Here is a 21725-nt window from a genome sequence, read left to right as displayed (position 1 = left end):
TTCTCCCCGGCTGCTCGCGCGAGCGACGCGCTCACTCGCGCACGTCGACGACGGTGAGTCGCTGCGTGGGGCGCGTCATCGCCACGTAGAGGCTGGCGTTGCCTCGCGACGAGAGCGCCCGGATCTGGTGGGGGCCGACGACGACGACCGCGTCGAACTCGAGCCCCTTCGAGGTGGCGGGGCTGAGCACGCTGATCGGCGCCGTGAGGGAACTCGTGCCGAGGGCGACGTCGCCCGGGAAGCGGTCGCCGAGGGCTCGGGCCAGGGCGGGGACGAGGGCGTCGGGGGCGATGACGGCGAGGGTTCCGGTGGAGTCGATGTCGCGGTCGAACGCCACGGCCTCGACCACGACCGTCGCGGCGCCGCGCTCGCCGACGGGAGCGGCGACCTCCCGCACGGGCCACTCGCTCGCCCGGACCGACCGCGACGGTGTGATGCGCAGCCCCGAGTCGCGGGCCACCCGCTCGGCGTAGTCGACGATCTGACTCGGGGTGCGGTAGTTGACGGTGAGCTCTTCGAGGCGCCACGGCCCCGTCTCGCTGGAGGCGGCTCGGCGACGACGGCCGAGGAGGCTCTGCAGCGCGCGGTCCCAGGAGTCGGCGGACGCCGGCGACGAGGCCTGGGCGATGTCGCCGACGACGGTGAACGAGCGCAGCGGGCAGCGGCGGGCCAGCAGGCGCCACTGCATCGGCGACAGCTCTTGCGCCTCGTCGACCACGACGTGGCCGTAGGCCCAGGACCGATCTCCGGCGGCTCGCTCGGCGGTCGTCATCGACGCGGCACGCTCGGCGAAGTTGCCGGCGATGTCGGAGGCCGTCACCATACCCTCGACCTGCATGTTCTCGATGGCGCGCTCGGCATTCTCGATGTCGCGCTTCTGCTGCTGCTTTCGGGCGCGCTTGTCGGCGTCGACCGCGACGTCGAACTCGCCGAGCAGTTCGGCGGCCTCGTCGAGGAGCGGGACGTCGCTGATCGTCATCGCCTCCTCGGACACGCCGGAGCAGGGCACGCTCGGCCTCGGACCACTGCGGGGTGATGGTGGCGAGCCAGTTCGGCCTGGCGTACAGGTCTTCGAGGAGCTTCTGCGGAGTCAGCGGCAACCACGCGGTATTGAGCAGCACGCGGACGTCGTACGACTGGCGGATGTCTTCGCGGAGCACCAGTTCGTCGGCATCGTCGACGGTCGTGCCGCGATCCTTGAGCTGCTGCACGAGCTGGCGGGTGAGGGCCGAGAGGGCGTTCTTGTTGAACGTGACGCGACCCTCGTTGTGAGTCTTGCCGCGATCCTGAGCCTTCTTCATCGCGTCGGCGACGAGCTGGGGCTGCACGGTCATGCGCTCACCGTCGACGTCGACCTCGGTGACCTCGGTCGGCACGATCTGGCGGGAGCGCACGGCGCGTCGCAGGAGGTCGGCCATCCGAGCGGACCCCTTGAGCGCCGCGACGTCGGGAGCGTCGTCGACCGTCGCCTCGACACCCGGATACAGCCCGCCCAGGCTGGACAGGACCACCCCCGACTCGCCGAGCGACGGCAGCACCTGCTCGATGTACCTCAGGAAGGAGCGCGACGGCCCGACGACGAGGACACCGGAGCCGCGGAGGCGCTCGCGGTGCGAGTAGAGCAGGTAGGCGGCGCGGTGCAGAGCGACGGCGGTCTTGCCCGTGCCCGGGCCGCCCTGCACCACCAGGATGCCGTCGAGCTGGGAGCGGATGATCCGGTCTTGCTCGGCCTGGATCGTGGCGACGATGTCGGTCATGCGGCCGGTGCGCTGAGCGGTGAGCGCCGCCATCAGAGCGCCCTCGCCCTGAAGTTGAGCGTCGCCCCGGTCGAGCAACGACGCGTCGAACACCTCGTCTTCGATGCGGGTGACGGTGCGTCCGTCGAGCGTCAGATGACGTCTCGCGCGGGCCCCCATCGGGGTCGCGGCGGTGGCCTGGTAGAACGCGCTGGCTCCGGGAACCCGCCAGTCGAGCAGGATCGGATGGTGGTCGGTATCGCGCAGACCGATGCGCCCGATGTAGCGGTAGGCGCCGGACGCCGGGTTCGCCCCGTCGACCAGGGCGCGCGGGGACGTCGTCTCGTCGGGCTTCTCGAGCTCCAGCCGACCGAACGCCAGGCGATCGTCGACCTCGGACAGCTGCGCGAGGGTGTCTTCGTAGAGTCGGGCGTACGAGTCGCGCTCGCTGCGGCTCTGATGATTGCCGCCGACCGTCTCGCGCCGGACCTCGACCAACCTCTGCCGCGCTTCGCTTTTCAGCGTGTCGAGGCGCTCGTAGAGTGTCGAAACGTAGTCACGTTCGCGATCGAGTTCAGATGGCAACAGGCGGGTACCCCTCGGGAAAGACAGCACACAATTCTAATCACTCCCGGAAGAGCCGAAACTGCGTCCGCACACAGGTGAGTTCACCTCCCGTCTGCCCGAGCGTGGCAGGCGCTTCACCCGGGCTTCCTACTCTGCCCCGTGGCCCTCCCAGCCAGCGGTCCGCGCGTTCGGCCGCCCCGACAGAAAGCGAGAAACCCTCCCCATGCTCACGAGCACCTCTCGTCGGACCGCGATCCGGAACGTCGCGATCACTGCCTTCGCGGCGTCGTTCCTCGTCGCGACGCCGCTCGCGGCGAACGCCGCCACCACCGCGTATCCGAGCGACACCACCGCTCCGGACCTCGTCCCGCTGCTGTCCGGCTACGACCAGTACTGGACCTCCGACGGCGTGAACGACCTCCACGGGAAGGTCTTGAATGCAAAGACCCTCAGCCTGAACGACAAGCTCGCCGTCTGGATCAACAACAGTGCGACGTCGTCGCAGAAGTTCCGCGCGCTGCAGGACTCCGAATACCAGACGGCCGACGGCACCGCGTACGACCAGTCGGTCACCATCGCCGGCGCGCTGGGCTCGAAGCTCTCCGCGATCTACGTCGCGGGCCGCAACTCCGGCGCCCTCCCCTGACGACGGCCCTCATCAACTCGTCGAACGGCACCAGCGGCGCCTACGTCTCGACCGGCGCCGCCAAGGCCGCCTACAGCTACCCGAGGCCCTACCTGCCCACCGACGCCGCCGCGAAGCCCGTCAAAGGCGACGCCGCCGGGTGCGCGCCCAGCATCGTGAACGCGTCGTCGCTGCTGGGCGACCGCGTGAACAGGTCGTACACCGACCGCAGGGGCAACCTCAAGATCGTCCGCGTCGCGGACACCGTCGACACCACGCACCAGTACTCCTCGAGCGACGTCGCCCTCTCCCCCGGCTACACCACGACCGGCATCTGCACCGGAGGGTCGTATCCATCCGGTCACACCACGACGGCCTACCAGGCGGGCATCACACTCGCGACCCTCCTGCCCGAGCTCGCTCCCGAGATCCTGACTCGCGCCTCCGAAGCGGGCAACAACCGCATCGTGCTCGGCGTCCACTATCCGCTCGACATCGTCGGCGGGCGGATCGACGGCGAAGCGGCCCTCGCCGCGCGCTGGTCGGACCCCGCCTACGTGAAGGGCGTCCTGGAACCGGCGCGCAAGGAGCTCGTCTCGTACCTCGAGAAGCAGACCCACACGACCCTCGCCCGCGCCATCGCCCACGAGACGCCCTACCGGGACGACCCGTACGGCGGACGAGCCATCCCCGGCGGCACCGCGCAGATCGTGCACGACCGCCGGTCGGCCGTGAACGTCTACACGGAGCGACTCACGTACGGCTTCCCGACGACCGGCAAGACGCACCTCGCGGCGTCGGTTCCGAAAGGCGCCGAAAACCTGCTGCTGTCGACCTTCCCGACGCTGAACGCGGCGCAGCGCACGGCCGTTCTCGCCCAGACCGAGATCGCGTCCGGCTCGCCCCTCGACCGGAGTGGCACCGCCCAGGGCTCGTGGGAGCGGCTCAATCTCGCCGCGGCCACCAGCGCCACCGTGCTCGTCTCGCACGACGGATCGGCTCGGGTCGTCTCCACGGGGGCCAGGCCCGCGTCGTGAAGGCTCCGAGCCGGCCCGGCCACGGAGGACCCGGGCACCACTGATCGAGTGCCGGCCACGAAAGACGGCCCCCGACCGCGACTGTGCGTGGTCGGGGGCCCTTTTCGTGGCGGAAGCGCCTAGAACTCTTCGTGGGTCTCGGGGTCGGCTCCCCAGAGGCGGCCGCGCTCGAGACCGGAGATGGCCGAGACCTCGTCGTCGGCCAGCTCGAAGCCGAACACGTCGAGGTTCTCGCGCTGCCGGCCGGAGTCGGCAGACTTGGGCAGCGGGACGGCACCGAGCTGCACGTGCCAGCGCACGACGACCTGGGTCGGCGTGACGCCGTGCGAGGCCGCGACGTCGCCGATCACGCCCTCGGTGAGCAGCTCGCTCTGCTTTCCGATCGGGCTCCAACTCTCGGTGACGATGCCGAGTTCGCGGTGCACGGCGCGAAGAGCGGCCTGCGGGAAGTACGGGTGCAGCTCGACCTGGTTCACGGCCGGGACGACCCCGGTCTCATCGATCACGCGGCGGAGGTGCTCCTCGGTGAAGTTCGAGACGCCGATGCTGGTCACCAGACCGTCGTCCTGCAGCTTCTTGAAGGCGCGGAACGACTCGACGTATTTGTCGACGCGCGGCAGCGGCCAGTGGATCAGGTACAGGTCGACGTGGTCGAGACCGAGGTTCGCCCGGGTCTCGTCGAAGCTGCGCAGCGCCTCGTCGTAACCGTGGTGACGACCGGGCAGCTTCGAGGTCACCAGGATCTCGCTCCGCGGAACGTCCGTCTCACGGACGGCGCGACCCACGGCATCTTCGTTCTCGTAGTTGAGCGCCGTGTCGAGAAGACGGTACCCGGTGTCGAGGGCGCCCTTCACGGCCGCGGTGCCGTCGTCACCGTTCAGCTTGTACGTGCCGAGGCCCACCGCCGGGAAGGCGGTGCCGTCGTTGAGGGTGAGGGTGGGAACGCCGATGGCGTCGGCCATCAACTGACGCCCAGGAGGTCGATGACGAAGATCAGCGTCTTGCCGCTGAGCGGGTGGCCCCCGCCGGCGGGACCGTAGGCGAGGTGGGGCGGAAGCACGAGCGTGCGACGACCACCGACCTTCATGCCCGGAATGCCCTCCTGCCAGCCGCGGACGAGTGCCGCGAGAGGGAAGTTGATGGATTCGCCGCGACCCCACGACGAGTCGAACTCTTCGCCGGAGTCGTACTCGACGCCCACGTAGTGGACGTTGACGGTCGAGCCGGCGAGCGCCTCGGCGCCGTCGCCGACGGTGATGTCGGTGATCTGCAGGTCGGCGGGGGCGGGGCCCTCCGGCGCGTCGATCTCGGGCTTGGTGGATGCGTCGTGTGTCATCCGCCCAGTCAAGCGTGTTTTGCCCCGCCGAGCCAAGCCCACCGGGCGTCGTTCGCGGAGCGCGAAGAGCGCAGGATCACGCGAGATGCGATGGGCCGAACGCTCGCGTCCTCCCTGCGAAGGAATCGAGTGTCCGGCCCATCGTTCGCCCGCACCGAGAGTCGAGTCATCAATACGAACGCATCGAAGGCTACGCCCGCAGGTGGCTGTTCCGCAAACGCCGTGTGATCGCTCACACGAAACGCGCGACAATGGTTCCTTGACCACTCCACACGGCACAGATTCGAGCACCCGAAGCAAGCGCGGGCTCTTCGTCGATCTCACCCCGCTGCGAGCCAGCCCCGCCTTCGCGCGCATGTGGATCGGATCCGCCGTCTCCGGGATCGGAGCGCAGCTCACGCTCGTCGCCGTGGGTCTCGAGATCTACGACATCACGCACTCGACCTTCGCCGTGGCGCTGGTCGGCGTCGTCTCGCTGGTGCCGATGATCATCGCCGGCCTCTACGGCGGCATGCTGGCGGACGCATTCGATCGGCGCATCGTCGCGATCCTGGCCGCCGTCGTCGCCTGGGTGACCACCGCCCTCATCGCGCTGCACTCGTACCTGGGTCTCGACAACGTGATCCTGCTCTACGTCCTCACGACGGTCGACGCCGTCGCCGCGACGATCATCAACACCTCTCGTTCGGCGATCATCCCCCGGCTCATCCCGACCCGCCTGCTCCCCGCGGCATCGGCCCTCAACGGCATCTCCGGCGGCGTGCAACTCACCGTCGGTCCGGCGCTCGCCGGCGTGCTGGTCGCCTCCGTGGGCTTCTCCGCCACGTACACGGTCGACGTCGTCCTCTTCACGGCCGCGTTCCTCGGCATCCTGACCCTTCCCGCGATCCGCCCGGAGGGCGAGACGCAGCGACCAGGACTCGCGTCGCTGATGTTCGGAGTGCGGTTCCTCCGGCGCTCGCCGAACATCCGGATGACGTTCATCGTCGACATCATCGCCATGACCTTCGGGCAGCCGCGCGTGCTGTACCCCGTCGTCGGAGCCGTGCTCATCGGCGGCGGCGCGGTGACGGTCGGCGTCCTGACGGCGGCGTACGCCGTCGGCGCCCTGCTCTGCAGCCTGTTCTCGGGGCGGCTCGGCCACGTCCGACGGCAGGGTGCCGCCGTCAACTGGGCCATCGTCGCCTACGGTGCGTGCATCGTGGCCTTCGGCGTCGTGCTGGCCCTGGCGCAGGCCGGCGGCAGCCGGGGCTCGGCACTCTGACCGAGGGCATCGCCTCGGCCAACCTGCCCGCCCTGGTCGGCGCGGCGATCGCCCTCGCCGCCGGCGGAGCCGCCGACAACGTCTCGTCGATCTTCCGCAACACGATCCTCCAGGCGGCAGCACCCGACGCGATGCGCGGCCGCCTGCAGGGCATCTTCACCGTGGTGGTGACCGGCGGGCCACGTCTCGGCGACCTGTTCGTGGGGCTCCTCGCCGCCGCCGGGACCATCTGGCCGCCCCTGCTCGGCGGGGCGCTGATCATCGCGCTGGTCGGGCTCCTCGCGCGCCTGCAGCCGTCGTTCCGGAAGTACGACGCGCTCCATCCCGTGCCCTGAGCTTCCGCCCGCCTCGGCTCCTCTGCCCCGACCCTCTTCCCGACCCTCTTCCCGAAATCGAAGGGGATTTTGCGGGTATGCGCCCTGCTTCCGCGTCGCAGGGCAGCGGGAGGCGAAATCCCCTTCGATTTCTGGAGGGACAGGTGGAGGGACAGGCGACGGGACGCACGGCTCAGTGCCGGGGGCGACGCGGAGGCGCGGGCGGCGGAGCGTCCGGCGCCTCGGGGTCGGGCCAGGCGGGCGCCCCGTTCGCGTCGTAACGCGGCTGCGGCTGCACGGGCGGCTGGGGAGGGGAGGCAGAGCCGGAGGGTGCGGGCCACGCCTGCTGCAGGGACGGCCACGGCTGCGCGCCCGGAGCGGTGGCTCCGGCGGGCGGGTAGCCGGACGCCGTGGGTGCCATCGGGAACCGGGGCCGCGGGTTCTGCAGGAGGGCACGCCCCGCGCTGACGGCGGAGAGCAACTCCGCCTCGTCTCGGGTGGCGGCGGCGCGGGCCGCCTCGGAGTGCCGACTCGAGACGATCTTCTGACGGGTCGACGCGAGCCGCGTCGAGTCGGAGATGAACGTGCGCATCACCGCTCCGAGCCCGTTGTGGCGCGCCCAGCGCAGCGCGCGGTGCCGCGTCGACCCCTTCGACAGCATCCTGACCTCGTCGGCGTCGAACCAGCCGACACTCGCGTACTCGCCGAGCCGGATGCGGGTCACTCGCCGTTCGAGGTACCGCAGGACGAACACGCCGACGACGCAGGCGGCGAAGATCGGCACCTGCACCAGGACGTAGTAGGCCAGGAACCGATCTCCAACGACGACGAGGGCGCCGTTCCAGAGGGCGTGCAGGAGCATCGCGGGGATCAGCCCGACGAAGAAGTAGCCGATCGCTCCGAACGGCCCGGTGCGCCGAGCTGCGAGACCGAGCGCGAAGCCGGTGCAGGACGTGTAGATGATGTGCCCGAACGGCGCCATCAGCGCCCGCACCAGGAAGACGCCGCCGAGACCTCCTCCCCCGTAGGTGACCTGGTGGACCACCTGCACGGAGAAGTACTGGACGTTCTCGACGAAGGCGAAGCCCGCCGCGACGGTCGCCGCGTAGACGATGCCGTCGACCGGGCCGTCGAAGTGCTTGCGGAAGATCCAGAGCACCAGGAGGACCCCGAAGCCCTTCGCGCCCTCTTCGACGATCGGCGCCTGGACGACGGCGCCGAGCACGTCGCTCAACTCGCCCTTGCCGCCACCGAACACGCTCTGGACGGTCTGGACGGCGAAGTCGAAGAGGAGGGCCGCGCCGATCGAGACGCCGGCGCCCCAGAAGAAGGCGAAGACGAGGGCGACGCGCGGCTCGGGCTCCCACCGGTCGACGAGCCAGATGCCGAAGAGGACGATGCACAGGGGGACGACGGCGAGCAGGATCCCGATCACGAGCACCTGAGGGGGCAGCACCAGCAGGAAGTACACCACGACGGCGACCGCGAAACAGGCGATCACGACGAAGCCGACCGCCACCGCGGCGAAATTCGCTGCCGGACGGCGCGCGGGCGGCCCGGCCGGCGCGACCGGATAGTAGTGAGGGCCGTCGGGACCCTGCCCTGGGCCCGGTGCTCCACCCCACGTCATGCCACGACTGTACCGGGGAGGAGACCGCGCGGATCGGGGAGGGTGCCGCACCGGGAACGGGCCGGTAGTCTCGACGGCATGACCGGGAGAGCGCTGATCCTGCCGCGCGTCCCTCGTCGATGACCCGGCGAGAAATGGTCGCCAACCGCATCGAGCGCGTCGCCAGGCCCGTCGGCGTCGGGGTGACCCGGGCCGTGTACCCGATCTGGCACCCGGCGTGGCTGGTGATCCTGGTCGTCTGGCGCCCGATGTGGCGGTTCTTCCGGGCCGTCGCGCGCCTGGCCACCAAGCTGTTCTGGCCGACGCTCAAGTTCATCGGGCTGCTCGCCGCCGCCCCCTTCGTCTGGGTCTGGCGGACGTGGCTCGTGGTCGGGGCCGACGACCCGATCCCCTGGCGCTACGCGCTGCGCCGCACGTACCACGGCTTCCTCCGCCACCGCACCGTCGACGCCGGTGCGACGCTCGCTTTCTTCTCGACGCTGGCGCTGTTCCCGGGCGCCCTGGCGGTGGTCTCCGCCGTGGCCCTCGGGGAGAGCGACGGCGACGCGGTGAACGACATCCTGAGCATCGCCACCATCGCCGTGGGGCCGAACACCGCCGCGATCCTGCGCTCCCCGCTCGAGTCGCTGCTCAGCCTGTCGAGCCCCGGCGTCACGCTGGGCGTCGGGCTGGCGTTGACGCTCTGGTCGCTCTCGGGCTACACCTCGGCGTTCGGCCGCGCGATGAACACGATCTACGACATCCAGGAGGGGCGGCGCTTCGTCCGCTTCCGGTCGTCGATGCTGCTGCTCTCGCTCGTCATGATGGTGGTCTTCGCGGCCATGGCGGCGATCCTGCTCATCACCCCGTCGATCGCGCAGGCCATCGGTGACCAGTTCCGGTTCGGCGAGCTGTTCGTCGTCCTCTGGAACGTGCTGAAGTGGCCGGTGCTCGTCGGGCTCGTCGTGCTCGGCATCGGGTTGCTCTACTACTTCACGCCCAACATCCAGCACCCCGAGGTGCGCTGGGTGTCGTACGGGGCACTCTTCGCCATCGGCGGCTGGGCGCTCGCGACAGTGGGCTTCGCGATCTACGTGGTGACCTTCTCGCACTACGACCGGGTGTATGGCATCTTGGGCGGCGCCGTCGTCCTGCTCATCTACGCGTTCATCTCGAACTTCGTCCTCGTGCTCGGCGGCGAGCTCGACTCGCAGATCATCCGGGTGCGCTACCTGCAGTCGGGCGTCGCGGCCGAGGGCGTCATCCCGCTTCCGGTCCGATCGAGCAAGCGTCTTCTCGCCCTGGCGAGGCACCAGTCGCTCGACCAGGTCGACGGGCGGACGATGCGGCTGAAGGCGGTGCGCCTCTACGGCGAACCGACGCTCGACGAGCAGGGTCGGCCGCACGTGCGGCCCCGGTTCCAGACGATGTCCGGTCGCGAGAAGAAGGACGCCCCGCCCGAGACCTGACCCGGCACGCGCGGAGTGGTGCCGCGCGAGTCAGCCGGTCGTCTCGTCGGCGTGCGCGGCGTCGAGGGATGCGAGGTGCTTCGTGATCTGCTCGGCCGTGATGACCGGGATCGACGAGGTGATCGCTTCGAGCCCCGAGAGGCGCGCCGGCGACAGGACGTGTTCGACCTGGTCTTTCGACATCAGCCCCGCCGCGACGACGAGCGTCGCGATCGACGTCTCGGTCGCCAGCGCCGTGTGGGCGATGGATGCGGCCGCCGCGTAGCCGATGTACGGCGTGAGTGCGGTGACGACGCCGATGTTCGTCTCGACCTGCTGGGCGAGGCGGGCGGTGTTGGCCTGGATGCCGTCGATGCAGTTCACCCGCAGCGTCGCGCAGGCGCGTGTCAGCCACTGCAGGCTCTGCAGCACCGAGTTGGCGATCACCGGCTCGAAGGCGTTCAGCTGCAGTTGTCCTGCCTCGGCCGCCATGGTCACGGTCACGTCGGCGCCCGCCACGGCGAACGCCACCTGGTTCACGACTTCGGGGATCACCGGGTTCACCTTGCCCGGCATGATGGACGATCCCGCCTGGCGCGGCGGCAGTGTGATCTCGCCGAGCCCGGCCTGCGGCCCGGACGAGAGCAGACGGAGGTCGTTGCAGATCTTCGAGAGCTTGATGGCGCTGCGTTTGAGGGCGCCGGACACCGTCATGTAGACGCCCGCGTCGCTGGTCGCCTCGATCAGGTCGGGTGCCGTCACCATCTCGATGCCGGAGAGGTCGCTGAGGTGGCGGCGGACGGCCTCCGCGTAGTTGGGGTCGGCCGTGATCCCGGTGCCGATCGCCGTCGCGCCGAGGTTGATCTCGGCCAGGAGGGGCAGGGTGTCGCGGAGCCGCTGCTGGTCTTCGCCGAGCGTGTGGGCGAAGCCGGTGAACTCCTGGCCCAGGGTCATCGGCACCGCGTCTTGCAGTTGGGTGCGACCGACCTTCAGCACGTCGCGGAACTCGCGCCCTTTGGCCGCGAAGGCGTCGGCGACGAGTCCGAGCTCGTCGACAAGGGTCGCCAGGGTGAACGACATGGCGAGTTTGATGGCGGTCGGATAGGTGTCGTTCGTCGACTGGCTGCGGTTGACGTCGTCGATCGGGTGCAGGTACTCGTACTCCCCGCGGTGGTGGCCCAGGATCTCGAGGGCCCGGTTCGCGATGACCTCGTTGCTGTTCATGTTGGTGCTCGTTCCGGCACCCCCTGCATGACACCGACCCGGAACTCGTCGTGCAGCGCGCCGGCCCGGATCTCCTCGCAGGCCTGCTCGATGGCTTTCGCCTTCGCGGGGTCGAGGACGCCGATCTCGACGTTGGCCCGCGCGGCCGCTTGCTTCACGACCGCGAGCGCCACGACGAGGTCGGAGTAGACCGAGATCGGCCGGTTGGCGATCGGGAAGTTCTCGAGGGCGCGAAGGGTGTGGATGCCCCAGTACGCCGACGTCGGGACGTCGCGCGAGCCGAGCGAGTCGGTCTCGCGCCTCGTCTCGGGAACCGTGCCATTCGCGTGATCCTGCGCCTGGTCGCCGTGCGTGGTGGCGTGCTCGTGCCCCATGGAACCTCCTCGTTGATCGTCCGCACCGAGCCTAACCGCCGCGTCGCCGCGGTCACGCTACCGTCGTGGCATGACTTCTGCCACTCCGGCCCCTGACGTGTCCGTGACGGTCCGCTTCGTCGAGGAGGCCGACGAGTCGACCTGGAAGAGGCTGTACGCCGGCTACCGCGACTTCTACCGGCTGGCGCCCGACGACGACGTGGTCGAGCGGGTCTGGGGCTGGATCCTGCGCCGAGAGAACGGTCTGCGCGGTCTGGTCGCCGTCGACGAGGCGGACGGCCCGATCGGCCTCGCGACCGTGCGCACGTTCGCCAGGCCGTCCAGCGGGACGGTGGGCTTGTACCTCGACGATCTCTTCACGTCGCCCGAGAGCCGTGGCAGGGGCGCAGGATCAGCGCTGCTCGCTCGGCTGGCCACCCTCGCGGCCGAAGACGGGGCGTCGGTCGTGCGCTGGATCACGGCTGCCGACAACAACACCGCCCGCTCGGTCTACGACGCCCACGCCACGGCGACGCCCTGGGTGACCTACGATCTTCAGCCCGCACGGGGCTGACCCGGAGTTCCTCACCACCGTTAGAGTGAACCTGACCTGGCCTGAATAACCAACCGCCCAGGAACGAGTTCACCGTGACGGATCAGATGCCGGTGCCCGACGGAGGCACACCGGGGCGACGCTCCGGCCGTTCTCGAGCGCGCGCCCTGGTCGCGGGGCAGCTGGCCAAGCGTCGCACGGTCGCCCTCGTCGGCGTGCTGCTGCTGCTCGCCGTGGTCGCCACGGCCGCGTTGGCTCCGGGCACCTCGTCCGGTTTCGACGCCGTCATCGGCAGCTCGTCGAACTCGGCCGGCACGGCGCCGAACTTCAGCCCTTCGGGCGGGGTGCTGCCGTTCGACGACTCCTGGGCCGGAGGGGACTCCGGCTGGAACGACTACGGCGGGAGCTGGACCACGGCGACCGCCGCGTCGGGTGCGACCTACACCGAGACCGCCGGCGGCGCCTCGGGCAACAAGGCCGTCTCGGGCCAGGCGAGCTGGACCGACTACACGGTGCAGGGCGACGTCAAGATCACGTCGGGGACGCAGGCGGGACTCGTATTCCGCGTCCAGAATCCGACCGTCGGCGCCGACGCCCTGAACGGCTACTACCTCGGGCTCTACACGTCGGGAACTCTCACGCTCGGGCGGCAGAACAACGGCTACGCAGCCCTGAAGAGCGTCGCCTACCCGACGTCGGCTGGCACCTGGTACCACCTGACCGTCCAGGTGGTCGGCTGCGTCATCACCGCTTCGGCGCTCCAGGTCGGCTCGTCGTCGGGCACCGTGCCGACGACCCTGGCCTACACCGACACCGGCTGTCCCCCGCCGGCGCGATCGGCGTGCGCGACTTCGGCAGCACGGCCAGCTTCCGCAACATCACGGCGACGGCCGGCGGGACGACCTCGACCGCGGTCGCCACCTACCTGGCGCCCTTCGCGAACGTCCTGCTGCCCACGGGCGGCTGGACGAGCTATGGCGGGCTCTGGACGGCCTCCAGCGCCAACGAGACGTACAGCAACATCACCGGCGGCAGCGGCGAGAAGTCGATCGCGGGCGTCTCGACGTGGGGCAACTACTCGCTGACCGGCGACGTGCAGCTCGTGTCGAGCGCCACCACGGCGACGAGCGCCGGGTTCGTCGTGCGGGTGTCGAATCCGTCGAGCGCGGTCAACGGCATGAACGGGTACTACGCCGGGGTGTCGTCGTCGGCGCTGAGTCTCGTGCGGATCAACTCGGGGACGGCGACGACACTCGCCACCCGGGCTCTGCCGGCGACGCTCGGAGTGAACACCTGGTACCACCTGACGGTCGAGGCGGTCGGCTGCACGATCACGGCCACGGCGCAGCTCAAGTCCGGGAGCGCGCTCACCATCGCCTCGTTCGCCGACACCGGGTGCACGGCGACGACGGGGCAGATCGGCGTGCGGACGGTCGGGACGACGGCCACCTGGCGCGACGTGGCGGTGACACCGCGGTAGTGCACCATGGACGGGTGCCCTACGTCGAGCCGAATCCCGCCGCCCCCGAGATCCCGCTGCTCGGCGGCGACGTCACCGAGGGAGTCGTCCAGAAGGGCGACACCGTCCGGCGCCCCCATGGCCCGGCGTCGGAGGCGATCGCGCGGTTGCTCGACGAGCTCGCGGGAACGGGCTTCGACGGTGCGCCCCGCCACCTGGGTGTCGACTCCGCGGGACGGGACGTCCTCGACTTCCTTCCCGGCCAGGTCGCGATCCGCCCGTGGCCGGCGTGGGTCGGCGACCCCGCGCGCGCAGCCAGCGTCGCCCGCCTGGTCCGCCGGTACGACGACGCGGCCGAGCGCCTCGGGGTGCCCGCGTGGGCGCGCGGTCTGGTGCCCGCGGATCCTGCTGGTTCTCCCCCTCCGCTGCAGGCTCCCCCGAACTCGTCGCGCACCTCGATGTCACCCCGGAGAACGTGGTGTTCCGCGACGGGAGCGCTGCGGCTCTGATCGACTTCGACCTGGCCAGACCGGCCACGCGCGTCGAGGAACTCGCGAACGTTCTGCTCTGGTGGTCCCCGTGGATGCCGGACGACGACCGCGAGGAGGCCCTGCGCGGGGTCGATCCGTTCGAGCGCGGGTGGATGATCGTCGAAGAGTACGGGCTGGAGGCGGCCGGGCGCGCACGCCTGGTCGAAGTGTCGCAGAACGTCGCCGAGCGCTCGTGGTTCTCGATGCGGCGCCGCGCCGAGACCCTCGGCGGTGGCTGGGCGCGGATGTGGGACGAGGGGGTCGGCGACAAGATCCTGCGCCGGCAGGGCTGGCTCGCCGAGAACGCGCCCGCCTTGGAGCGCTGCGTGCGCCCCTGAGCCGTGGGTCAGCCGACCCGGGCGACAGCGCGGCGTGCGCGGCGACTGCGACGGGCCGTCAGCCAGGCTCCGGCGGCGATCAGCAGCGGCATCCCGAACGCGGTCAGGGCCAGCTGAAGCCAGGGCGGATCGAACGGGAGGAACCCGTGGGTCACGCCGCCACCCTTCAGACCGAGCGCGAACGCGGGGACGAGCCCCAGGCCCACCCCGATCACGGCCCCGAGACCCGCGATGAGCACCGCCTGCCAGAAGCCGTAGGAGCGCTGCAGGCGCGGCGGTGCTCCGATCGACTCGAGGACCTCGTCGTCGCGCCGCGCATCGGCGCGGGCGAGAGCCAGCGCGACGGCGGCGGCCCCGACGGCGATCAGCGTCGTCAGCGCGAGGAGAGCCCACGCCCACTGCTGCGCGAAGAGTTCGGGGCCGGTCTCGATCGAGAGAGTGAGCGAGGAGTCGATGACGGCGAGGTCGGCGTCGGCCTTGTCTCGCTGGGCGGACGTCGGAGTCTCCTTCAGCTGCAGGAAGACCTGCGACGGATGCGGCTCCAGGCCGAGCCGAGAGGCGGTCGTCGGGAGGAGGAACATCCCGAAATCCATGTCGTGCGGAGGCCGCTGGACGGTGGCAGGCACCTGCACCGACTTCGTCGGCGGCCTGCGGTCGTCGCTCGCGGTGAGCTGCGCGGGCACCGTGTCGAGCGTGACGGCGCCGTTCTTCACGTACTGCGGATAGAGCGAGACGATGCCGCCCGACCGCAGGGTCGCGGACGACTGCGCCGAGACCTTCTCGCCCAGGATCGCGGCGAGGTCGGCCTCGGAACCGACGGTCACGTGATCGTCGCCGAGACCCGAGTCGAGATAGATCGGACGCTGCGTGTTCGGCTCGTCGGGAAGGTGCGGCACGACGTACGACGACACGGCGGAGTCGCCGAGCACACCGAAGTCGGGCAGGCCGGAGAGCACGCGGGCCGTCGAGCCCGGGAAGGCCCGCTCGAGGGCACCGGGAATGGCTCCCGGCTCGACCAGGAAGCGACCGAGCCACCGGATCGATCGGTCTGGTCGCCGTACCGGTAGAGACTGACCGACGCCGTGTCGGGCGGCGACTGCCACTCGTGGTCGCGGACGGAGATCGCCTGGCCGCCCGAGATCATGCACATGGCGAATGCCGACACGAACACGCAGCTCATGATCGCGGCGAGCGCCGGTACCGTCCGAGAGGGGTTCCTGGCCGCATCGCGCGACCCGAGGCGGGCGCCGGCACCCCAGCGCGCGAGGACGGTCGTGGCCCAGCGAAGGAGCTGCGGGGCGATCAGGAGGGCCCCGATCTGCATGATGATCGGGCCGGCGACGAGAAGGACCACACCGCCCGTGTAGGCCTTCTGCTGGGTCTGTTCTCCCTGGTGCGAGGCGATGACGACGAGGCCTCCCATGAGGGCGATGATCGAGCCGCCCACGGCGGTGAAGAGCCCGACGATCGGTCGGCGGATGCTGGCCCGCGGCGGGCGGCGGGCACCCCGGAGCGCAGCGACCACGTCGACGCGGGAGGCCGCGCGCGCGGGGACGGCGGCCGCGATCCAACCCGAGGCCGTCGACGCCAGGACGATCAGCGCGAGGACCGGCCAGTCGACGTGGAACCCGGGGTATTCGGACGCGTTGCCGTTCGCGAGGATGGGCTCGGCGAAGAAGGCGCCGAGAATGCCGAGGCCGGTACCGATGACTCCGCCGACGAAGCCGAGCAGGATGCCCTCGAACGACATGACGGCGAAGATCGTGCGTCTCCTGGCTCCGACGCTGGAGAGGATCGCGAGCTCGCGCTGCCGGCGCTTGGCGCTGACGGCGAAGGCGGCTCCGGCGAGGAGGCAGACCTCGAACATGCCGAACGCGCCCAGCAGCGCGATCATCAGCACGCCGAGCGTGTTCCCGCCGACGAGACCGGAGATCCGCGGTGCCACCTCGGCGGACGGCGGGTCGAGGAGGACGCTGCGGGAGAGCGCCGTCATGCCCTGCCCGTTGAGGGCCCGCACACTCGACCACGGCAGGGACCGGTCGACGACGTAGAACGACGACGAGCTGAGGTCGTCGGCGGCCGTGACGCCGTCGAACGCGCCGTCGGCCCCGTACACGACGACGGTGTCGTCGCTGTCGTCGGCGCCCTTGAGCGTGCCGACGACGGTGAAGTCGCCCGGAGTCGGCTTGGTCACGCGAAGGTGTCCTCCGACCCCGATGCCGAATCGCTCCAGACCGGCGGGGCTGACCATGACCTCCTTCGACGACGTCGGACGCCTCCCGTCGAGGAGGTCGTACGAGCCCGCCAACGCGCGATCCCAGGGCTGCCCCTCGATGGCCGTGAACGACCCGAGGCCGGTCGCTGTCCGGGCGACGATCTGCGCGTAGCGCGTGGTGAGCACACGGGTGCCGGCCGGGAGGACGTCGCGTGGATCGCGCAGGGTCGGCCCCGAGGTCGCGATGTCGGTGCCCTTGCTGGACGTGCCGCCGTCGGGCTGGAGTGGATCCTGTCTCAGGGTCTTGTCGGGCGCCGACACGACGGAGACCTTCGCTTCGGTCCGGCCCAGGTCGAGACGGATCCGCTCGTCGACGGTCGCGGTGTGGCTGGCCTCGACGGTGTCGACACCGACGACGCCGAGGATCGGTACCGCGATGAGAAGCGCCACCAGGATGCTTCTGCCGGTCGACTGCACGGTCATTCTCCGGGCCATCCGGAAGGCGAGCCGGGCTCCCCGCGACTCGTCTCCGGTAGCCCTCCCCGGAGGCCTTCACCGATCCGCTCCTCGAAGAGCGTCGCGATCGGTGCCGGCTCCGCCTGATCGACGATGCGGCCGTCGCGCAGGAAGACGATGCGATCGGCCCACGCGGCGTGGCGCGCGTCGTGGGTGACCAGGATCCCGCCTGCTCCGGCGTCGACGCGGCCGCGGAGCATGCGCAGGACGACCTCGCCGGTCGTGGAGTCGAGCGCGCCGGTGGGCTCGTCGGCCAGGATCAGCGAGCGCCCGCCGACGACGGCCCGAGCGATGGCGACGCGCTGCTGCTGGCCGCCGGAGAGGTCGGCCGGGAAGCGGTCGCCCTTGCCCTCGAGTTCGACGACGGCGAGCGCGTCGAGCGCGGGGCGGCGGGCTCGACGCTGCGGGAACCCGTCGAGCTCGAGAGGCAGCGAGACGTTCTCGAGCGCGGTCAGCGACGGGATGAGGTTGAAGTCTTGGAAGACGAAGCCGAGGCTCCGGCGGCGCAGGGTGGCGATCTGCCGCGCCGAGAGCTGACTGAGCCAGTGCCCCTCGACGATCACCTCGCCACTCGTCGGCGGCCGGAGGCCGCCGGCCACGGTGAGGAGCGTCGACTTGCCCGAGCCGGAGGCGCCCATCACCGCGACGAGCTCGCCGCGCGCGACGGTGAGGTCGACTCCGGACAGAGCCGTGACGCTCGTCTCGCCGCGCCCGTACTGCACGGAGACGCCGTCGAGCCGGAGCAGGTCGTCGCCCTTCATGCGAATGCCCCCGGCTCGGACGCGGCCGCCGAAGCGCCTGCCGGATCGCCTGCGCGCCCCTTCGCGGGTCGGCCGCGCCGAACCGGCGTGTCGTCGATCGGCACGGGCTCGGCGAGCCCCGCGGCCGCTGCGCGGACGAGTCGGGTCTCGGAGTGGTCGAGCCAGCGGATCTCGGCCTCGGCCTGGAAGAGGAGCGAGTCGACCACGAGCTGCCAGGCGAGGTCTTCGGCCGTCTGGATCTCTCCTCCGGCATTCTTCGTCCGGGTCAGCTCTTGCAGGGTGCGGAAGGTCGCCGCGCGCTGCGCTTGGATGATCCGGACGATGTCGACTCCGGGCAGTGTGACCGCGATCGCGAGCTTCATGGCGAGCTCGTCACGGGTGTGAGCGGCGGAGCGGATCACCGGAGCGGTCAGCCAGGCGGCCACCTCGGCGCTGCCCTCGGCCGTGATCGCATAGTAGATCTGGTCGCCGTCGCCGGAGTCGTCGCGCGAGACGAGGCCGTCGCGGACGAGGCGGTCGAGCGTGGAGTAGATCTGGCCGATGTTCAGCGGCCAGGTGGAGCCGGTGCGGCGCTCGAACTCGGAGCGGAGCTGATAGCCGTAGCACGGCCCCTGATCGAGGATCGCGAGAAAACTCTGACGGATGGACACGGTGTGAACCCCTGCTCGGCGACACCGGCGACGTCGCGGTCGCGTGATGCCTACTCGGTACTGCGTACTCAGTATTGCATACCCGGTACTGCCCCGAACAGATTGTTCTGCCAGGTTTTTGGCCGGACACGCCCAGAAACGCCCTGCATACTCGCCACTTCGCCTCCACGCGGCCTCACGGCCCGGAGTGCGTCAGAAGGTGCCGGTCACCTCGATTGATTCGCCACCGGCCCATCACCCGCCCGTGCGGGCCGTTTCGAGCCACGCTCGATCCTGCCCCGGGCACGGCCACGAGCGCCTCGACCTCTGCAGCGGGGTCGCCCCGCCTGGCTCGACGTCGCCCTGCCTTCGTCGAGGTGAATGGACACCGGTCGACCCATTGGACAGAATGCGCTTCCCCTCGTTCTTCACGCCCGCAGACAGATCCAGCTCCACCAGCACCACCAGCTCCACCGGCCCCACGGGCGAGACGCGCCACAGCGTGACCGCCCGCAGGCGTCGCTCCCGCCGCGCGCGGATCGTCGGAGTCACCGGAATGGCCGCGACGGCTGTCGTCGCCTGCACCGGCTTCGTCGGCGCCGGACTCAGCGGCAGCACCGCTTTCGGCCTGCCCGCACCGACCCCGACCGCCAGTCACGACATCACCGTGACGAAGGCGGGCGGCAATCGCCTGTCGGTTCACGCCGGTTCAGCCATCCCCCGCGACACCGCCGACCGGGTCGCGAAAGTCGCCCTCTCCTCCGGCAGGGAGATCGCCGACGAGGCGAGCGGAAAGGTCGCCACGACGTCGCTCACGACGTCCCTGGCCTCGCTCAAGGACTACCGGTCCCTGAACCCCGACACGGTGCTCGCCCGTGTCGCCACGACCCAGCACGCGGCCGAGACGGTCGGAGCAGCGTCGATCGCCGCCGACCAGCGCGCCGCCGTCGCGCTCCAAGCCGCGCAGAAGAAGGCGGCCGCCGACAGGGCCGCCGCCCAGGCCAAGGCCGACGCAGCGCGGCAAGCAGCCGCGAACACCCCCGCGGGGGCTCAGGCCACCGCCAAGGCTCTGATGGCGTCGCAGTACGGGTGGGGCTCCGACCAGTACGGCTGCCTCGTCTCGCTCTGGAGCAAGGAGTCCGGCTGGAACTACAAGGCCTACAACCCTTCGGGCGCCACCGGCATCCCCCAGGCACTCCCCGGCAGCAAGATGGCCAGCGTCGCCTCCGACTGGTCCACCAACGCGACGACCCAGGTGATCTGGGGCCTCACCTACATCTCCGGCTCCTACGGCACGCCGTGCGCGGCGTGGAGTCACTCGCAGTCGGTCAACTGGTACTGACCACAGGAGCTGCCCGGCTCGGTCTCCGAGCCGGCGCGAAAGGCGCAACGCCTCGGGTACGACCTCGATCTCGATCGGGAGCGACCCGAGGCGTTCGCCGTCTCCGTAGGCGATGACACCCGGGGCGTCGATGCGGACCCGGCGGGCGCGCGACAACCGGACGCGCGGGTCGTCGCCGTGCGTCCCCTTCGCGACCCGAGGGAACAGTCGCAGGAACGACCGCCGCGAGAGCCGGTCGACCACCAGGACGTCCAGGAGACCGTCGTCCACGACGGCGTCGGGCAGCAGGGTGATTCCGCCGCCGACCGAGCGCGCGTTGCCGACCGAGACGAGTGTGCCTGCCACCGTGTGCTCCGCACCGTCGACGACGATCTCGTAGTCGACCTGTCGCAGCCGAAGGAGTTCGAGAGCGAGGGCGATGTCGTAGCGTGCGCGCCCGCGCGGCCGACGCATCCTGTTCGCCCGCTCGTTGACGAACGCGTCGAAACCGGCCGACACTCCTCCCGCGACCCAGACGTCGCCCGCAGCGCCGCGGGTGAGCAGAGCATCGACCGGACGCGGTGGGGCCTCGAGGAGATCCACCAGAAGGTCGATCGCGGCCGCCGGATCGTCGTGGGGCAGGCCGAGAGCGCGGGCGAAGTCGTTCCCGGTGCCTGAGGGCACCAACCCGAGCGGGATGCCGGTCGTCGCGACGAGCCCCGTGCCCAGACTCACCATGCCATCGCCGCCGACCACGACGAGCGCGTCGGCGCCGGTGGCGAGGGCGGCCCGCGTCGCCTCGTGGAGATCCGCCTGAGACGACCGGGTGAGGGGCACGACGTCGTGCCCGGCGCCACGGAGAGCGGCGACCGCGACCGGGCCCACCGGGCGATGGCGACCGAACGAGGCACTCGGATTCACGGCGACGACGATCCGCTGCGGCTTCGTCGTCGTCATGTCCCGATCATGCCAGACGCCGACTCACCCGACGCGGCGCTACGCTCGGGGCCACGAGCCGGGAGCAGAACGCCGGCCGATCGAGAGGCCGCCATGGACGCCGGACGCTACGACGCAGCCGCGCGCGACCCCGACTTCCGCGCCCGCCTCGAAGCCGCGTTCACCGAGGCAGGTGGTGAGGGCGCAGTCGTCGACGAGCTGTGGTGGCGAGAGCGCGCCCAGCGGCCGCACCCGGCCGGGCTCCGCGATCCTGCGTCCGAAAGGGAGGCGCTGGTCGAGGCGACCTACTCCGAGGCCGGCAGCGAGCAGGATGCCAGAGACGCTGCGGCCAGGCTGCGTGCGTTCGAGACGCGCCGCCGCCGTCAGGAGGACGCTCTCGATGCGGCGCTCGCCCTCACCGCGCAGCGCCGCGGGCGGAAGCCGGGCGCGGCGAGCTCCCGCCCGCTCGCCGCCGCCCGGCGGCACCCGGTCCTCCTGTCGGTCACGGCCCTCGTCGCGGCCGCCGCTCTCGGCGCTGTCGCGACGACGACGACCACCTCGCTGCGGAGCACGGAGACACCCGTTGCGACGACCGCGGCGGAGCTCCCCGCATCCCCCTCCGTCCTCAGCCGCGCCCTGTCGCGCGTGCAGGTGCCGACCGACGCGGTGCCGACTCCGTTCCGGGCCGACATCGACCCGCGGTCGAGCCGTCTGCTCTACGACGACGATCCGTCCGGTGGCGACGCCGAGCAGCGCTGGCGCCTCTGGATCGGCACCGGCGAGAATCCGAGACAGCTCTGTTTCGTGTCGTCGTTCGACAACGTGACCGACACCGTGTCGTGTGTTCCGAGCGACCGCGCGTTCAGCCAGCGCTTCATCCTGTCCCAGCGCACCGAGCACGGCTCGTTCGAGGCCCTCATCGACGACGGGGCCGTCGCCGTGCAGGTGGGATAG

17 protein-coding genes and 3 pseudogenes are annotated in these 21725 nt (G+C 70.7%); 11 read left to right on the top strand and 9 right to left on the bottom strand.

All coding sequences use genetic code 11. The features are described from left to right. Nucleotides 1–31: 31 nt before the first annotated feature. Nucleotides 32–2324: pseudogene (locus tag QUE79_RS11405) on the bottom strand (UvrD-helicase domain-containing protein). 202 nt (nucleotides 2325–2526) lie between these two features. Here QUE79_RS11405 and QUE79_RS11400 point away from each other — a divergent pair. Together QUE79_RS11400 and QUE79_RS11395 are read left to right on the top strand one after the other, a co-directional pair. After that, complete coding sequence (locus tag QUE79_RS11400) at nucleotides 2527–2949, top strand: hypothetical protein (RefSeq protein ID WP_286343233.1); 423 nt, start codon at nucleotides 2527–2529, stop codon at nucleotides 2947–2949. After that, nucleotides 2835–3965 carry a phosphatase PAP2 family protein gene (locus tag QUE79_RS11395; RefSeq protein WP_434011055.1) on the top strand — a complete coding sequence of 377 codons (1131 nt, stop codon included), beginning with the start codon at nucleotides 2835–2837 and terminating at the stop codon, nucleotides 3963–3965. The genes QUE79_RS11400 and QUE79_RS11395 overlap by 115 nt, the downstream gene beginning before the upstream one ends. Nucleotides 3966–4084: 119 nt before the next feature. Here the strand turns inward: QUE79_RS11395 and QUE79_RS11390 are convergent, their stop codons facing one another. Both QUE79_RS11390 and QUE79_RS11385 read right to left on the bottom strand, forming a co-directional pair. Beyond that, entirely contained in the window at nucleotides 4085–4927 is an 843-nt protein-coding gene (locus QUE79_RS11390; RefSeq protein WP_286343231.1) for an aldo/keto reductase, read from the bottom strand. Then, nucleotides 4927–5301, bottom strand: a complete 375-nt coding sequence (locus QUE79_RS11385; protein ID WP_286343230.1) for an FKBP-type peptidyl-prolyl cis-trans isomerase — start codon at nucleotides 5299–5301, stop codon at nucleotides 4927–4929. The genes QUE79_RS11390 and QUE79_RS11385 overlap by 1 nt, the downstream gene beginning before the upstream one ends. 259 nt (nucleotides 5302–5560) lie before the next feature. Between QUE79_RS11385 and QUE79_RS11380 the strand changes: the two genes are divergently transcribed. Continuing rightward, on the top strand, nucleotides 5561–6565 hold the full coding sequence (locus QUE79_RS11380) for an MFS transporter (protein ID WP_350271533.1): 1005 nt from the start codon (nucleotides 5561–5563) through the stop codon (nucleotides 6563–6565). Beyond that, entirely contained in the window at nucleotides 6496–6900 is a 405-nt protein-coding gene (locus QUE79_RS25545) for a hypothetical protein (protein WP_350271532.1), read from the top strand. Before QUE79_RS11380 ends, QUE79_RS25545 begins: the two co-directional genes overlap by 70 nt. Before the next feature lie 172 nt (nucleotides 6901–7072). On the opposite strand, the gene QUE79_RS11375 is transcribed toward QUE79_RS25545, so the two are convergent. Then, complete coding sequence (locus QUE79_RS11375; RefSeq protein ID WP_286343229.1) at nucleotides 7073–8509, bottom strand: PrsW family intramembrane metalloprotease; 1437 nt, start codon at nucleotides 8507–8509, stop codon at nucleotides 7073–7075. 134 nt (nucleotides 8510–8643) lie between these two features. Here QUE79_RS11375 and QUE79_RS11370 point away from each other — a divergent pair, with 134 nt between their 5' ends. Then, the gene (locus tag QUE79_RS11370) at nucleotides 8644–9957 is read left to right on the top strand and encodes a YihY/virulence factor BrkB family protein (protein ID WP_286343228.1); all 1314 of its coding nucleotides are present in this window, start codon (nucleotides 8644–8646) and stop codon (nucleotides 9955–9957) included. A gap of 30 nt (nucleotides 9958–9987) precedes the next feature. Here QUE79_RS11370 and QUE79_RS11365 read toward each other — a convergent pair. Beyond that, nucleotides 9988–11534 (bottom strand): annotated as a pseudogene (locus QUE79_RS11365) (aspartate ammonia-lyase). A gap of 70 nt (nucleotides 11535–11604) precedes the next feature. On the opposite strand from QUE79_RS11365, the gene QUE79_RS11360 reads away from it, so the two are divergent. The 4 genes from QUE79_RS11360 to QUE79_RS11350 all read left to right on the top strand — a co-directional run bounded on the left by QUE79_RS11360 (nucleotide 11605) and on the right by QUE79_RS11350 (nucleotide 14393). Continuing rightward, on the top strand, nucleotides 11605–12087 hold the full coding sequence (locus QUE79_RS11360; RefSeq protein ID WP_286343227.1) for a GNAT family N-acetyltransferase: 483 nt from the start codon (nucleotides 11605–11607) through the stop codon (nucleotides 12085–12087). Nucleotides 12088–12161: 74 nt separating this feature from the next. Further along, the gene (locus QUE79_RS11355; protein WP_286343226.1) at nucleotides 12162–13151 is read left to right on the top strand and encodes a 3-keto-alpha-glucoside-1,2-lyase-like domain-containing protein; all 990 of its coding nucleotides are present in this window, start codon (nucleotides 12162–12164) and stop codon (nucleotides 13149–13151) included. A gap of 17 nt (nucleotides 13152–13168) precedes the next feature. Continuing rightward, a complete protein-coding gene (locus QUE79_RS25540) occupies nucleotides 13169–13546 on the top strand; it encodes a hypothetical protein (protein ID WP_350271531.1) in 378 nt (125 codons plus the stop codon). Between the two features lie 259 nt (nucleotides 13547–13805). Then, nucleotides 13806–14393 (top strand): phosphotransferase, encoded by a 588-nt coding sequence (locus tag QUE79_RS11350; protein WP_350271530.1) that lies wholly within the window; start codon nucleotides 13806–13808, stop codon nucleotides 14391–14393. Nucleotides 14394–15213: 820 nt separating this feature from the next. Here QUE79_RS11350 and QUE79_RS11345 read toward each other — a convergent pair. Genes QUE79_RS11345 through QUE79_RS11335 form a run of 3 tightly spaced genes read right to left on the bottom strand, consistent with a single transcriptional unit; the run spans nucleotide 15214 to nucleotide 18535 of the window. Continuing rightward, a complete protein-coding gene (locus QUE79_RS11345) occupies nucleotides 15214–17091 on the bottom strand; it encodes an ABC transporter permease (protein ID WP_286343224.1) in 1878 nt (625 codons plus the stop codon). Beyond that, a complete protein-coding gene (locus QUE79_RS11340) occupies nucleotides 17088–17885 on the bottom strand; it encodes an ABC transporter ATP-binding protein (RefSeq protein WP_286343223.1) in 798 nt (265 codons plus the stop codon). The genes QUE79_RS11345 and QUE79_RS11340 overlap by 4 nt, the downstream gene beginning before the upstream one ends. Continuing rightward, nucleotides 17882–18535, bottom strand: a complete 654-nt coding sequence (locus tag QUE79_RS11335) for a PadR family transcriptional regulator (RefSeq protein WP_286343222.1) — start codon at nucleotides 18533–18535, stop codon at nucleotides 17882–17884. Before QUE79_RS11335 ends, QUE79_RS11340 begins: the two co-directional genes overlap by 4 nt. A 388-nt stretch (nucleotides 18536–18923) precedes the next feature. Between QUE79_RS11335 and QUE79_RS11330 the strand changes: the two genes are divergently transcribed. Next, the gene (locus QUE79_RS11330; RefSeq protein WP_286343221.1) at nucleotides 18924–19856 is read left to right on the top strand and encodes an aggregation-promoting factor C-terminal-like domain-containing protein; all 933 of its coding nucleotides are present in this window, start codon (nucleotides 18924–18926) and stop codon (nucleotides 19854–19856) included. Between the two features lie 99 nt (nucleotides 19857–19955). On the opposite strand, the pseudogene QUE79_RS11325 reads toward QUE79_RS11330, so the two are convergent. Continuing rightward, nucleotides 19956–20792: pseudogene (locus tag QUE79_RS11325) on the bottom strand (diacylglycerol/lipid kinase family protein); the annotation flags it as partial. Nucleotides 20793–20885: 93 nt separating this feature from the next. Here QUE79_RS11325 and QUE79_RS11320 point away from each other — a divergent pair. After that, entirely contained in the window at nucleotides 20886–21725 is an 840-nt protein-coding gene (locus tag QUE79_RS11320) for a hypothetical protein (protein ID WP_286343220.1), read from the top strand.

It is taken from the genome of Frondihabitans sucicola (assembly GCF_030296615.1).
Taxonomy (GTDB): domain Bacteria; phylum Actinomycetota; class Actinomycetes; order Actinomycetales; family Microbacteriaceae; genus Frondihabitans; species Frondihabitans sucicola.
Note: the sequence above shows the minus strand (reverse complement) of the source record. Positions and strands in the feature narration are given on the sequence as shown.

Bases quoted from the DNA above. Each gene is read 5' to 3' on its own strand.
- QUE79_RS11400 (WP_286343233.1), top strand. From the start codon at position 2,527: ATGCTCACGAGCACCTCTCGTCGGACCGCGATCCGGAACGTCGCGATC.
- QUE79_RS11390 (WP_286343231.1), bottom strand. From the start codon at position 4,927: ATGGCCGACGCCATCGGCGTTCCCACCCTCACCCTCAACGACGGCACC.
- QUE79_RS11385 (WP_286343230.1), bottom strand. From the start codon at position 5,301: ATGACACACGACGCATCCACCAAGCCCGAGATCGACGCGCCGGAGGGC.
- QUE79_RS11375 (WP_286343229.1), bottom strand. From the start codon at position 8,509: ATGACGTGGGGTGGAGCACCGGGCCCAGGGCAGGGTCCCGACGGCCCT.
- QUE79_RS11370 (WP_286343228.1), top strand. From the start codon at position 8,644: ATGGTCGCCAACCGCATCGAGCGCGTCGCCAGGCCCGTCGGCGTCGGG.
- QUE79_RS11360 (WP_286343227.1), top strand. From the start codon at position 11,605: ATGACTTCTGCCACTCCGGCCCCTGACGTGTCCGTGACGGTCCGCTTC.
- QUE79_RS11345 (WP_286343224.1), bottom strand. From the start codon at position 17,091: ATGACCGTGCAGTCGACCGGCAGAAGCATCCTGGTGGCGCTTCTCATC.
- QUE79_RS11340 (WP_286343223.1), bottom strand. From the start codon at position 17,885: ATGAAGGGCGACGACCTGCTCCGGCTCGACGGCGTCTCCGTGCAGTAC.
- QUE79_RS11330 (WP_286343221.1), top strand. From the start codon at position 18,924: ATGCGCTTCCCCTCGTTCTTCACGCCCGCAGACAGATCCAGCTCCACC.
- QUE79_RS11320 (WP_286343220.1), top strand. From the start codon at position 20,886: ATGGACGCCGGACGCTACGACGCAGCCGCGCGCGACCCCGACTTCCGC.